Raw genomic sequence first — 14,054 nt, forward strand, 5'->3', positions numbered from 1 at the left:
AAGATTCTAAAGAAATATTAAAGATAAAAGTAATTCATTAAAATTCTTTTTAGATTTGTAAATTATATTTGTAAAATTAATTAGAACTTTCAACTATACAATGCTCAAATTTTTAAAACTTGTTAAAGAATATTTATCTATAAAATTCAAAAAATATGATAGCAAAATTCCCTATGCTATTATAATTGCAGTTGCTTTAGCAATTGTTATTCTCGGAATTAAGTTTTTTGTAGAACTTACAGAAAGTTTGCACACAGATGTTTTAGCTAACTCTGATACTATTATAAGTGAATATATAGCTTCTTTTAGAACACCAGTTTTAACTAAGTATTTTACATTTATAACAGATGTAGGTGATATTTGGGGATATTTAATTGTGTTTATAATTTGTACAATTCTTTTTTATAGATTTTTTAAGAGATGGAAATATCCTTTGCAATTATCCTTAATTTTAATTTTAGCTTTGAGTTCTAATTTATTTTTAAAGCAATTAATAAACAGAGCAAGACCAACTTTAGAGCATTTAGTTACAGTAAAAACATTGAGTTATCCAAGTGGACATGCAATGACTGCCATGGCTTTTTACGGTTTTTTAATCTATTTAATATTTACGTTTAAATTCAAGAAAGTATTAAAATTTACCATTATAACTTTATTAGGATTTCTAATTTTAAGTATTGGAATTAGTAGAATTTATTTGGGAGTCCATTTTCCATCCGATATTTTAGGTGGTTTTGCAGCAGGTTTTATTTGGGTGGTTTTCTGTATTTTAGTTTTAAATATTTTCAAAATTTTTAGAGAAGACCCAGCAACTTAAAACTAAACTTCTTTTTTTGCTTTACTGTTGATGTTTAACAAAGCAGAAATCAACAATAAAAGCCAAGGTAAACCATGTAATAATACATCAAACCAATCTTGAAATTGCATTCCGTTTTCTGATGAAAAAGCATTTCCTCCCAAAATCCATTGTAGTTTCCCAACAATATGAGGTGGATTAAAAGGCGCTAAACCTAGAGTTAAACTCGCAATTAAAAAAAGTTTCCAGTTGTTTTTAAGTTGATTTTTCATTTTATTAAGTTGATTGCCACAAATAGCCACTTATTTTATCTTTTAGGCACCAAAAAGCATAGCAAACTCCATCATTTCCAAACATTATTTCGTAATTGTTATTTGGATTTAAATCTGGTAATCCACTATCAAGCTGAAAAATAAAACTCATTTTATGATTACATTTTGGGCAATATAAATTTTCAGATTTTTGAACCCAAATCGGATTTCCCCCAATTCTATTAGAATTACCTTCCCAATTCTGGTTTAAAAATTCTTTAGGAGTTAAAGCTAGCTTTATTTCTGTTTCTTTTAAAGGATAATTGGAATATGTATTTACAATATTGATTTTGGTTAATGGTTTTATAATGCTATTATCTAGATGTTGATAAAATATATTTTGTAGATTAATTTGAGCATTAAAAAAGTCCTCAAAATTAATTGCAAAAGTTACGTTATTTATACTAATTTTTCTTCCAAAGTTATCATCAAAAGAAATTAAACGATTCAAACCATTTTGTAATTTACCTCCAAATTTGAATTTAAAATCATTTAAAGTATTCAAGCTCCAAGTTGAGTGCAAGCCATTTCTTTGTCCAAAATCTTGATGTTGCACAAATTTTTCTTCAAATATAATATGATAACTGTTATCCATAATATCTTTTTCTAACTAGCTAAAAATCCTTCCCTTTAAAAAAGATTTAGGATGGGCTTTAGGTTATTCTATATAAACCAATTCCAAACCAATCCAAAACGAACTGTAAAATCTCTGTAAGGATAATTAGGTGCAGAAAAATAATTCTTTTCAGAAAAACTAGAAGTTACATTATCAACCTTTAAATACAAACGTGTTCTACGAACTCTTGCGTTAAAGAAAACATCAAAAGTAGGATAACCAATTTCTTGCGTGTTTTGTAGCTTAAATTCAGCTAATAATGGGTTGTAAGCATTTGCATTGTATTTTGTAAAATACTTAAAAGTAACACCAATATTTACCAACATTGGTTTGCCTTTAAACCATTCATCAGTATAATAAAAAGTATTTCTTGTTACAAATTCTGGCACTCTAAAAACCGAACTTCCACTGCTTACATTTTGATACATTACTGTATTGTCCAACCCAAATTTCCAAAACTTAAATTCCCTATTTGCTTTTACTTTTAAGTAGGTGATTTGATTCTCAAATTGTTGAGGTAAATTGTTTTCATCAAAATACGTATAATTATCAATATTTGTGAAATTTAAACCTGCATTTATCCATTTAGAAGCTATCGAAAAACCTAAATCTCTAGTATTTATATTGCTAAAATCGTTTTGCCAATTATAATCATCATACTTACTTTGATGAAGTAGTGTGTTAAAATTTGGCGATTTAGAACTGATTAACAAACTTCCTTTAATTGTAAATAAACTATCTTTATCATAAACAGCTTCACCTTTTAAATAATTTCCAGATAATCTGCCAGAACCAGGTGTTAAAGAAGCATCTGCATTTAATTGAAAGTTTTTAATTTTTGCATTCCAATCTGCACCAACAGAAATTGCATTTCCTTCTAATTTTAATTTATTTAAATTACTGTTGCTATTTAAAATAGTATCATAACCATAAGAATAACTGGTAAGATTGGCTTTGGCTCTAAATTTTCCTAAAACATATTTAGAGTTAAATTCTAGGTTTACTTCGTTGTTTGTTATGGAGTGTTGAGCATCATTATTAGTAGCTCCAGAAGAATTTGCATTGCCAAAAAAATCGGTGGTAATTGAGTTTTGATTAAAACTATAGCTTTTATTTTCACTTGTAAAAACATGGCCGATTTTCAAATTGCTAAAATCCTTATCGTTTAAAGTGTCTTTTTTTGCGAGTAATTTATAACTGTGTTCAAAATAAACTCTGCTGGCATCAAACTGACTTTCTGCATCTTCTAAATTGATGTCTAATCTAGATCTTTGAGTAAAATCTGGATCATCATCAATAAAATTTTGTAAAGATTCATCTGTTAAACCACCACTTTCTTGATGAAAAAAATCTTGAGCTGCTAAATGTCCTCTAATTTCATACCTGTTATTTTCGGTTCTGTAATGAAAAGCACCTCTAAAATTACCATTACTAACCAATGCTCTTCTGTAAGCACCCAAAGAACGTATGGCTTTGTAAGAAAGAGATACATTAAATCTTTTAGAGAAATTTAAAGTAAAAAGTGCATCTAAAGCTTGACCTTGTTGTAAGCCTGTTCTGTATAAAATTTCTGTAGTTGGTGTGGGTACTTCGTAATATTTTATATCGTCAATTTCAAAATAACTAACTTGTTTTGCGCTAAAACCAATGTCTGGAAAACGACTTACATTATCAAAACTATAACCTAAATTATTAAAAGTTTGTCCTTGATTATGAAAAGCAAGTAACTCAAAATTATCTTTTCTTAAAAAGTTAAATTTATATTCTTTATCAAGTGTAAGAGTCGTGTCTATATAAGAAGTATCTCTTTTATGAGAGAAAATCTTATAATCTGTATATTTTGTTTCGCCAGATAAAATTACTTTTGTCATTCCAGTTCTTGTAGAATCTCCATTAGATAGGTTTATATCTTCTTTAGAAAGTTCTCGATTACCACTTAAAGCTCTTTGAGAAAAAGTAGAAAAGACACAAATAAAGGCAATAAAAGAGAAAATAATTTTTTTAGTCATCATAAATTTCAACAAACACAAATGTAAAATAATTAAACGAAAAGAAAAGTTAATAATTATGATGATATTGCTAATTACTTAATGATATTTAAAATCGATGAAACTACCATTCTTTAATTAGCATTCATCAAAAACAAAAAGTTTTCTTTTCTTTGTGGTATGTTATTATCCAACTATAGTGATTTTTCTTTAGAAGCTGGTACAGACGAAGCTGGTAGAGGCTGTTTATGTGGACCAGTTGTGGCTGCAGCAGTAATTTTACCCAAAGATTTTACGCATCCTTTTTTAAACGATTCCAAACAATTATCAGAAAAAAGGAGGGAAGAGTTACGCCCTTTTATAGAAGAAAATGCACTCGCATTTGGAGTTTCTTTTATTTGGCAAGAAGAAGTTGATAAAATTAACGTTTTACAAGCCTCAATTACAGGCATGCACAGAGCTATTGATCAGCTTAAAATTACGCCTGAATTTATAATTATAGATGGTAATAAATTCAGAGATTACAAAGAAATTCCACACAAAACTATTGTAAAAGGCGATTCCAAATATCTAAGTATTGCAGCAGCTTCAGTGTTGGCAAAAACGTACAGAGACGAATATATGGATAAAATTCATCAGGAATTCCCAATGTATAATTGGGCAAAAAATAAAGGGTATCCAACCAAAGAGCATAGAAATGGAATTCGCGAATTTGGTGCAACCATTCATCACAGAAAAACATTTAAACTTTTGCCAGAACAATTAAAATTGAAGATTTAATTTTTTTTGGAGCTATTTCCTGCTTTTCATTATATCTTTTTTTGAGAAAAACAAAAAAAGGATGCCATTTCAATCAGGGCTACAACTATTTGCCAACTTTTAGAATACTTTATACTTTTTTCTTTTTAATAATTTTCAAAGAATTTATCAGTAAAAATCTGTGAAATCTTTGTCAATAATATTTCCAGCTCTTCCACAAATTTTTACATCAAACATATTAATTTGTGTATTTGTGGCAATTTTATCAAGATTGTTATCATAGAAAATTCGTAAGATCTTTATCAAAAAAAAATCATACAAACTTCATTTAAATCCAAATCATCCACAAACTTTTTCTATTTTTACGCTCCAAAATCTCAAAAGATGATTAAAAAAACTAGAGCAGAAATTACCAAATGTATTCTTCATAAAGTAGCCAATAAATTTAACAGCGGTCAGAATGTTTTTTCAGACGATTTAATTCGTTTTGATCAAGAAAGCTACGATTTAATGAAGAATTTTTTACTAAAACCATTTGGGAGTTTAACACAGAGCTATCGTTTTTCTCATCATGCAGATGTACGTTTAAATGAACTAAACAATTATGCTTCAGAAGTTTTTAAAGAAGAAAGTTCGTTTGTAGAATATTCTAAAAACATCGTAAATCATTTGTTTGAACAATCTAATTCAGCACAAATAAAAACAGGTGATGTTATTGTGGTTTTTATAGAAGGTATAGAATATAAAGATGTGTTAACAGAAGCAGTTGGAATCTTTAAAATAGAAAATAAAGTTGATTTCTTTCAAACGTATCTAGATGATAATGAGAGTTTTGATGTTGTGGTTCAAAAAGGAATATCAACAAAAAGAATAGATAAAGGATGTTTAATTTTAAACACTTCAGATACAGAAGGAACCGTAGTTTTTTCAGTAGATAATAATAATTACGATGCACAATATTGGATTAAAAATTTCCTTGCAGTAAAATTAGCGGACGATTATAATTCGCACACGCAAAATTATTTAGAGTTGTGTAAAGAATTTTCTGAAGAAGTGATTAAGCCAGAATTGGGCATGAAAGAACAAGGTAATTTTTTAGCAAATACAGTAGATTATTTTAAAGAACACGAAGCTGTAGATTACAACGAATTTAAAGATGAAATCTTTGAAGACGAAAAGCATAAAGAGTTATTTGAAGATTACAAAAAGCATTATGAAAACTTAAACGATGTGCTCATCAGAAATAATTTTGATGTTTCTGGCGTTGTTTTAAAGAAAGAAAAAAACAAGCTAAAAACAGAGATTAAGTTAGATACAAACATCACCATAAAACTAGATGTTGATGCTCCTGATGCAGCCTCAGAATATTTAGAAAGAGGGTATGATGAGGAGAAAAAAATGAAATTTTACAAAGTGTATTTTAACGAAGAGAAGTAGGCTTTGTAGAAATATTAATAATTACGAAATTTTTTAGATAAATAATTGAGCACATGCAAGATCAAAAAAATATACTTGTATCTAATATGTCTAAGGAATTAAAAAGTTTGGTTGATCAATTAAATAAAATAAAACCCGATAAAAATTTTCACCTTACCATTTATGAACCAAATATGTTCTGGAAAATAAATTGGAAAACAGACAGGTATTTAGAGGAGTGCTTTCGGGTTCACATATATGCTGACGATGCAAAATATTCTTTAATTGCTGAGCATGGAGTTAAGGATTTTTTTGAGCATATTAATGATAGATATTTTAATTTTAAAGAAAAAACTTTAGAAGAGTTTTATCTAATTACAAACGAAATAGTTCAAAAAATAAAAAAAGCAGTTTTAGTGTCTATTGATAAAGATTTAGATAAAGGAATGTAATCGTTTTTTTACGATTAATCTGTAATAATCTCCTCAACCTCAAAAAGCACTTTAAAATGCTTTAGTATTTTTTCCTTTACTTCTTCTACATCCACTTTTTTACCCAATTCAGCTTCCATAGAAGCTACAGCTTTACCGCGAATTCCACAAGGAATTATATTATCAAAATAGCCTAAATTAACATTTGCATTTAAAGCAAAACCGTGCATTGTAACCCATCTAGAAGAACGAATTCCCATAGCACAAATTTTACGAGCAAAAGGCGTTCCAACATCTAACCAAACACCAGTTTCACCTTTACTTCTTTCGCCTTTTAAACCGTATTCTGCAATGGTTAAAATAATAGATTCTTCTAATAAACGAAGGTATTTATGAATATCAGTAAAAAAGTTTTCTAAATCTAGAATTGGGTAGCCAACAATTTGTCCTGGACCATGATACGTAATATCTCCTCCTCTGTTTATTTTATAAAAAGTAGCTCCTTTTTCTGCTAATTGCTTTTCATTTAATAGCAAATTACTCAGATCTCCACTTTTACCAAGTGTATATACATGAGGATGCTCTACAAATAAAAAATGATTTTGAGTTTGATTTGTATTGTTATTTCTTCGATTATCAATTTTAACGTCTACAATTCCTTGTAATAGTTCAGATTGATACTCCCAAGTTTCTTTATAATCTTTAAGACCAAGGTCTTTTAGCTGTATGTTTCTATTCATAATTACGACTACAAAGGTAAATATTTCATTATATTTGAAAACCAAAATTGTATTTTAAATATACTTTTATGAAAAACAGACTATCCCTTCTACTTTTTTTTGCAATTTTATGTAGTAGTTCCTCTTCTTATGGGCAACAATTATGGCATAAGCAAGAAAAAGAAAATACAACTATTCAAAAGAAAGCAACTTTTCAAAAGAAAAATTTTCCTTCAAATTATGAGATTGTTACTTTAAATAGTGGTGTTTTTGAGGGTAAGTTAAGTAGAAAATCAGCAACTTTTAATACTATTATAGAGTTACCAAATGCAGATGGTAGTTTGTCGAAATTTTCGATTCAAGAAAATTCTAATTTTGATCCCATATTACAAGCTAAATTTCCAAACGTAAAATCATACACTGCAAAAGGAATTGACGATGAATCTGCGAATGCAAAAATAAGTATTGGTACAGATGGTTTTCATGCTGTAATTTACTCAGAAGCTAAAGAAACGATCTATATAGATCCTTATACAAAAGATAAGAAAGAGTATATTATTTATAAAAAAAGTAGTTTAAATGATGTTGATTTAGATTTTGAATGTCAGGTGGAAGAAGCTGCAAGTAAAGAATTTACAAATACAGATTTTTCAAAAAACTTAAATGATGGTAAATTAAGAACCTACAGATTAGCATTGGCTTGTAGTGGAGAATATGCTCAATTTCATTTAGGAGCTAGTCAACAAAATATACCAAGTTCTGCATCAGATCAAGTAAAAAAAGCGGCAGTTTTATCTGCAATGAATACTTCATTAACAAGATTAAATGGTGTTTTTGAAAGAGAATTATCAGTAAAATTTGAACTTGTAAGCAATAACGAAGATATTATCTTTTTAAATCCTGCCACAGATGGTATGACAGATGATGACCCTGATGAGCTTATAGACGAAGTTCAAGCAATCTGTGATGCACAAATTGGAAATGCAAATTATGATATTGGACATGTGTTTAGTACTTCTGGAGGTACTTTATCTGGTTTGGCTGGTTTAGGTGTTGTTTGTATTACTGGGCAAAAAGCAAGAGGGGTAACAGGTTTAGGTTCTCCTGTTGGTGATCCTTATGATATTGATTTGGTTGCTCACGAATTAGGACATCAATTTGGAGCAACACATACGCAAAATAATCCTTGTAATAGAACAAACTCTACTGCTATAGAACCTGGAAGTGGTTCTACAATTATGGGATATGCAGGTATTTGTGCACCCAATGTAAAATCTGGAAATGCTGACGGAAATAGTGATGATTATTTTCATGCAGTTAGTCTTACTCAAATATGGGCTATTATTCAATCTTCAGGAGGTTGTGCTGTGTTAACAAATACAAATAATACTGCACCAACTGCAAATGCAGGGTTAGATTATAGTATTCCAAAATCTACACCTTTTAAATTAACAGGTACAGGAAATGATGCAGATGGTTTAAATTCATTAACCTATAATTGGGAGCAATTAGATAATGAAATTGCAACAATGCCACCAGAACCAACAAATTTAGGAGGGCCAACATTTAGATCTTTACCTTCTAAAAGTGTTCCTTTTAGGTATTTTCCAGCTTTAGCGACTGTTGTAAGTGGAAGTTTAGTTACTACTTGGGAGGTTGTTCCTTCTGTTGAAAGAGAACTAAATTTCTCTTTTGTGGTAAGAGATAATAATGTTGGAGGAGGAAGCACAGCAAGAGATGATATGAAAATTAATGTAGTTGATGTAACTCCTTTTACAGTTACTGCACCAAATTCTGCTGTAGTTTGGAATACAGGAAGTACCCAAACAATTAATTGGAATCAAGGTGTAACAAATGCAGCTCCAATAAATTGTGCTACAGTAAATATAAAATTATCAGTAGATGGAGGACTTACGTTTCCCATAATTTTAAAATCAAATACTGCTAATGATGGAACAGAAGAAATAATTATTCCTGATAATGCAACCAGTTCTGCAAGAATTATGGTAGAAGCAGCAGATAATATTTTTTACAATATCAATTCAACAGATTTTACGATTAATTCATTAGCACCAACATTTATTGTAAATAATACAGATGGTTTGCAGAGTGCTTGTAATTCTGGAAATCAAAGTATAAACTATAATTTAAATTTTGATTTTGTAAATGGTTTTTCTGAAACAGTTACATTATCATCTTCTGGAGAACCAGCAGGTTCTAATGTGTCGTTTAGTGATTCAACTATAAATGCTGATGGGAATGTGACTATGACAATTTCTAATTTTGATGATAATACACCACAAGAATATGAAATTATTGTTTCATCAACTTCTGCAACTATAACACAAACTCTTAAGGTAGATTTTAGATTAAGTTCTGCTGATTTTAGCGAATTAACACTTTCTTCTCCTGCAGACAATGCTACTGGTTTAAATTTAGTCGAAGAATTAATGTGGAATAATGATTCAAATGCAACTTCTTACGATGTTGAAATTGCTACAGATTCTGAATTTTCTAATGTAATTTCTACAGGAAATGTTATTATAAATTCTTATACAACAACAAATCTTGTAGGAGTAACTGAATATTTTTGGAGAGTAAAGCCTAAAAATAGTTGTGGAGAAGGTGATTTTTCTTCAGTTTTTAGTTTTACAACAAAAGTAGCTGCTTATTGCGCTTCTACTTTTACAGATGAAGCTGGAGGATCAGAACATATCACAAACGTTACTTTTGGGTCAATCAATAATAATTCTGGGAATGATACAGATGATGGTTATCAGGATTTTACATCCATAAATACCAATCTTTTAAGAGGTGAGGATGAACAAATAAGTGTAACTTTTGATACTGGAGGTTACCAAGATCATTGTTATGTTTTTATTGATTGGAATCAAGATTTTCAATTTGATAACGATACTGAAAGATACGATTTAGGAACTAAAGTTGATGCCGATGGAAATTACTTAACAACAAATATTGATACAGCAACATTTACGATTACAGTTCCAAATAATGCCAAAATAGGAAAAACTAGAATGCGTGTTGTTATAGAATATGATGATCCTTCAGATGGTTTTGGACTTGGAGCATGTGATTCTGATCAACTCTCAGAATGGGGAGAAACTGAAGATTATTCAGTGACTATTTCCGAACTTTTTTCTGTTTTTACAGCTTCAGAATCTTGTCCAGATTCCAATGATGGACTTATTAAAATAGAGGTAAATTTAGCTGATTATACGTATGTAGCAACAATAACTGGAGAAGCTACAAATATTTCTCAAAATATTCCAGCTACTGGTTTCGAATTTTCAAATTTAGCTCCAGGAACTTATTTAGTTTGTATTAATATTGAAGAATTGGATGAAACTCAATGTTTTGAAGTTAACATAATTGAAGCAGCACCAATCTCTTTAAAGGTAACAGCAGAAAAAGAATCGAACAACTTTTCTTTTAAAATTGATGAAGGTACTCCACCATTTGAAGTTTTTATAAATGAAACCTTAGTTGGTATTACAAGTCAAAAAGAATTTAATTTTGAGATTTTTGAAAGAGGTATTTTAAAAGTAAAAACAGCCAAAGATTGTGAAGGTATTTATGAAAAAAATATTGGCGATTTATTATCAACAAATAACCCTGAGCTAAAATTATATCTATTAAAAAATCCTGTTAAAGACTTTATTGAAATTTATATTCCTGCTAGTATTGAAAGTAAAAATGTACAAGCTACAATTTTTGATATGACTGGTAAATTGCTTTACAAGCAAACAAACGCTATAGTTTCAGAAAAATTAACAATACCATTTAGTAACTTTTCCAAAGGAATTTATATTTTAAAATTATCTATAAAAGATGCTAAACCTATTAAAATATTAAAGCAATAATGAGGTACTCAAAAAATATATTATTTCTGATTTTTTTTAGTGTATTAGTGATGCAATGTTCTAAAAAATATGAAAATCAAGCGCCATCAGTGGTAACGCTTATTTTTCCTTCTGAAAATTTATTATGTATCGATAATACTGTAGATTTTAATTGGAGTGATGCAATTGACCCAGAATCGAATGAAATTGAATACAAAATTACGGTTGCAACAGATAGAGGTTTAACGAACATTGTAGAAAGTAGAACCGTAATTGCTAGTCAAATTACTTTTAATTTAGAGAAAGCTACTGCCTATTATTGGAAAGTAGATGCGTTAGATATCGATAATAATTTAGGAACCTCATCAGAAACGTATGCTTTTTATACACAAGGAACTGTTACAGAAAATTATGCACCATTTTCACCTAAAGTAATCACGCCAGAAAATAATACTATTGTAAATGCTGGTACTATTTTTTTACGTTGGATTGCAGAAGATATTAATACAACAGACGTTTTAACCTACGAACTTTATTTTGGAGAAAATGATAATTTAATGTTGATTGAAAATGATTTAAACTCACAAAACTATGAAATTACTGCAGAAACTGGTAAGACATATTCTTGGCAAGTAAATGTTAAAGATCAAAATGGCGCAAAATCTATTGGGCAAGTTTGGACGTTTAGTGTGAATTAAGAAACTTGCAAATTTTAAAAAAAAAGCCTCATTTTTATGCTGAATTTATTTCAGTAAAAAAAAATAATGTTAAAATTTAGGTTTGTATTATAAGTTACATTGCTTTTAGAAAAAAATCCTCCAATATGAAAAAAATAAACAACTTCACTACAAAATTACCCTTTTACATTTTAATTTTTTTTACAGCTATTTTTCTCCAAAGTTGCGAACTTTTTGGTGACGATAATGATGATGCTCCAAAATTACCAGAAGCCACACAAACAGGAGCAAATACTTTTGCTTTTAAAGTAAATGGTAAAGTTATAAATGTTACAAATACTTCTAAACAAACTGCTATATATCAAAATGAATTTATCCAATTTGGTGCAGGAGGGGTTTATATAATAATTGAAAATCCTTTAGAAATAAATAAAAACTACTTATTAAAAGGAAAATCTAGCTATTATGTTGACCCAAACCCAGAATTAGGATGTCATTACGAATTTGAAGACTCTTATGAAGGTCATGTTGTTTTTACAAAAATAGACAGAACTAATTATATAGTATCTGGAACTTTTGAGTTTTCAACAAAAACAGATAATTGTGATGATATTAGAATCACACAAGGTGTTTTTGATATGAGATATATTCCTTAAAATAAAAAACTAATTATTAACTTTTCTAAAATTAAACCCTATGAAAAAATTTATTCTTTCAGGCATATTTTGTATGCTCTTATTTCAAGTAAAAAAAGCGTATCATTTTTTTTGATACGCTTTTTTTATATAATTAATTTCAGATTACCCTAAGAAAGGATATTTATAATCTTGAGGAGTAACAAAAGTTTCCTTTATCAACCTTACAGACGTCCATCTTAATAAGTTTTGTGCAGAACCAGCTTTGTCATTAGTTCCAGATGCTCTTGCACCACCAAAAGGTTGTTGTCCAACAACAGCTCCAGTTGGTTTGTCATTAATATAGAAGTTTCCAGCAGCGTTTTCTAATGCCTTAGATGCTTTTTCAACAATGTATCTATCAGTAGAGAAAATAGCACCTGTTAAAGCATATTCTGTAGATTCATCTACTAACTTTAAAGAAGCTTCCCACTCTAAATCTTCATAAATATAAATGGTAATTACAGGACCAAAAAGTTCTGTAGTCATGGTTTCATATGTTGGAGTTTTTGCTAAAATTACAGTTGGTTCAATAAAATAACCTTTCGATTTATCATGATTTCCACCAATAATAACTTCGGCATTTACATCTGCTTTAGCAGCATCAATATATTTTGCAATTTTATCAAAAGAACCTTCATGAATAACTGCGTTTACAAAGTTTTTTGTATCATCAGGAGCACCCATTTTTAATTCTGATGTTTGAGCAACTAAATACTTTTTTACTTCAGCCCACATGGAAGCTGGAATATAAGCACGTGAAGCAGCAGAACATTTTTGACCTTGATACTCAAAAGCACCTCTTGTAATTGCTGTTGCAACTTGTAAAGGAAATGCAGAAGTATGTGCCCAAATAAAATCTTTTCCACCAGTTTCACCTACAATTCTTGGGTAGGTTTTATAGTTATGAATATTGTTACCAATTTGTTGCCAAAGATTTTTGAAAACAGTTGTAGAACCTGTAAAATGCAAACCAGAAAAATCTGGTGATGCTAAAACAGTATCAGAAATCATAACAGGATCTCCATAAACAACATTAATAACACCATCTGGCAAACCAGCTTCTTTAAATAAATCTACAATAACTTGTGCAGAATATGCTTGATGATCAGAAGGTTTCCAAACTACAACATTACCCATTAAAGCTGCTGCTGCTGGTAAATTTGCTGCAATAGATGTAAAGTTAAAAGGCGAAATTGCATAGACAAAACCTTCTAAAGGTCTGTACTCAACTCTGTTCCAAATTCCTGGTGCAGAAGCTGGCTGATCTTTAAAAATATCAGTCATATATTGTACATTAAACCTAAAGAAATCGATCATTTCACAAGCAGCATCAATTTCTGCTTGAAATACATTTTTAGATTGTGCTAGCATTGTAGCAGCATTCATTTTTGCTCTATAAGGTCCTGCTAAAAGTTCAGCAGCCTTTAAAAAAATAGATGCTCTTTCCATCCAAGAAACGCTAGACCAAGCTTCTCTTGCAGCCAAAGCTGTAGAAATTGCTTCATCTACATGTTTTTTTTCAGCTACATGATAATGACCCACAACATGTTTATGATCATGAGGAGGTGTAATATTTCTAGTATTTCCTGTTCTAACTTCCTTTCCATTAATATACATAGGAATATCTGCAGATCCTTTATACATTTCTTTATAAGTTGCTAAAACTTCTTTTAATTCTGGTGAACCAGGTTTGTAATCTTTTACGGGTTCATTAACTGCTATTGGAACATTGAAAAATCCTCTTGCCATTTCTGTACGGTTTTAATTTGTCTAATTTTTTAAAGTTGTAAAGTTACAAATTTTA

Annotated in this window: 12 protein-coding genes; 7 read left to right on the top strand and 5 right to left on the bottom strand. The window is 29.5% G+C overall.

The genetic code is table 11. The features are described from left to right. Positions 1-100 precede the first annotated feature (100 nt). Positions 101-817 carry a phosphatase PAP2 family protein gene (locus tag LPB03_RS14270; RefSeq protein ID WP_065320443.1) on the top strand — a complete coding sequence of 239 codons (717 nt, stop codon included), beginning with the start codon at positions 101-103 and terminating at the stop codon, positions 815-817. A gap of 2 nt (positions 818-819) precedes the next feature. On the opposite strand, the gene LPB03_RS14275 is transcribed toward LPB03_RS14270, so the two are convergent. The 3 genes from LPB03_RS14275 to LPB03_RS14285 form a co-directional block, all read right to left on the bottom strand. Then, the gene (locus LPB03_RS14275) at positions 820-1,068 is read right to left on the bottom strand and encodes a hypothetical protein (RefSeq protein WP_065320442.1); all 249 of its coding nucleotides are present in this window, start codon (positions 1,066-1,068) and stop codon (positions 820-822) included. 4 nt (positions 1,069-1,072) lie between these two features. Then, complete coding sequence (locus tag LPB03_RS14280) at positions 1,073-1,702, bottom strand: DUF1963 domain-containing protein (protein WP_083187345.1); 630 nt, start codon at positions 1,700-1,702, stop codon at positions 1,073-1,075. A gap of 68 nt (positions 1,703-1,770) precedes the next feature. After that, entirely contained in the window at positions 1,771-3,735 is a 1,965-nt protein-coding gene (locus LPB03_RS14285) for a putative porin (protein WP_231953106.1), read from the bottom strand. Between the two features lie 156 nt (positions 3,736-3,891). Between LPB03_RS14285 and rnhB the strand changes: the two genes are divergently transcribed. The 3 genes from rnhB (at position 3,892) to LPB03_RS14300 (ending at position 6,338) form a co-directional block, all read left to right on the top strand. Continuing rightward, positions 3,892-4,491, top strand: a complete 600-nt coding sequence (gene rnhB, locus LPB03_RS14290; RefSeq protein ID WP_065320440.1) for a ribonuclease HII — start codon at positions 3,892-3,894, stop codon at positions 4,489-4,491. Positions 4,492-4,854: 363 nt separating this feature from the next. Continuing rightward, positions 4,855-5,907, top strand: coding sequence for a nucleoid-associated protein (locus tag LPB03_RS14295; RefSeq protein ID WP_065320439.1), 1,053 nt, complete (start codon positions 4,855-4,857; stop codon positions 5,905-5,907). Between the two features lie 53 nt (positions 5,908-5,960). Continuing rightward, positions 5,961-6,338, top strand: coding sequence for a hypothetical protein (locus LPB03_RS14300; RefSeq protein WP_065320438.1), 378 nt, complete (start codon positions 5,961-5,963; stop codon positions 6,336-6,338). A gap of 14 nt (positions 6,339-6,352) precedes the next feature. Here the strand turns inward: LPB03_RS14300 and lipB are convergent, their stop codons facing one another. Then, complete coding sequence (lipB, locus tag LPB03_RS14305) at positions 6,353-7,057, bottom strand: lipoyl(octanoyl) transferase LipB (protein WP_065320437.1); 705 nt, start codon at positions 7,055-7,057, stop codon at positions 6,353-6,355. A gap of 68 nt (positions 7,058-7,125) precedes the next feature. Here lipB and LPB03_RS14310 point away from each other — a divergent pair, with 68 nt between their 5' ends. The 3 genes from LPB03_RS14310 to LPB03_RS14320 all read left to right on the top strand — a co-directional run bounded on the left by LPB03_RS14310 (position 7,126) and on the right by LPB03_RS14320 (position 12,229). Further along, entirely contained in the window at positions 7,126-10,917 is a 3,792-nt protein-coding gene (locus tag LPB03_RS14310) for a reprolysin-like metallopeptidase (RefSeq protein ID WP_065320436.1), read from the top strand. A 50-nt stretch (positions 10,918-10,967) separates the two neighbouring features. Next, positions 10,968-11,594 carry a hypothetical protein gene (locus LPB03_RS14315; protein WP_231953107.1) on the top strand — a complete coding sequence of 209 codons (627 nt, stop codon included), beginning with the start codon at positions 10,968-10,970 and terminating at the stop codon, positions 11,592-11,594. Positions 11,595-11,719: 125 nt separating this feature from the next. Continuing rightward, positions 11,720-12,229: a Riean_0653 family protein gene (locus LPB03_RS14320; RefSeq protein ID WP_065320434.1), complete on the top strand. Its 510-nt coding sequence runs from the start codon at positions 11,720-11,722 to the stop codon at positions 12,227-12,229. A gap of 144 nt (positions 12,230-12,373) precedes the next feature. On the opposite strand, the gene pruA is transcribed toward LPB03_RS14320, so the two are convergent. Next, positions 12,374-13,999 carry an L-glutamate gamma-semialdehyde dehydrogenase gene (gene pruA / locus LPB03_RS14325; protein WP_065320433.1) on the bottom strand — a complete coding sequence of 542 codons (1,626 nt, stop codon included), beginning with the start codon at positions 13,997-13,999 and terminating at the stop codon, positions 12,374-12,376. Positions 14,000-14,054 lie beyond the last annotated feature (55 nt).

This window comes from Polaribacter vadi (genome assembly GCF_001761365.1).
Classification (GTDB): domain Bacteria; phylum Bacteroidota; class Bacteroidia; order Flavobacteriales; family Flavobacteriaceae; genus Polaribacter; species Polaribacter vadi.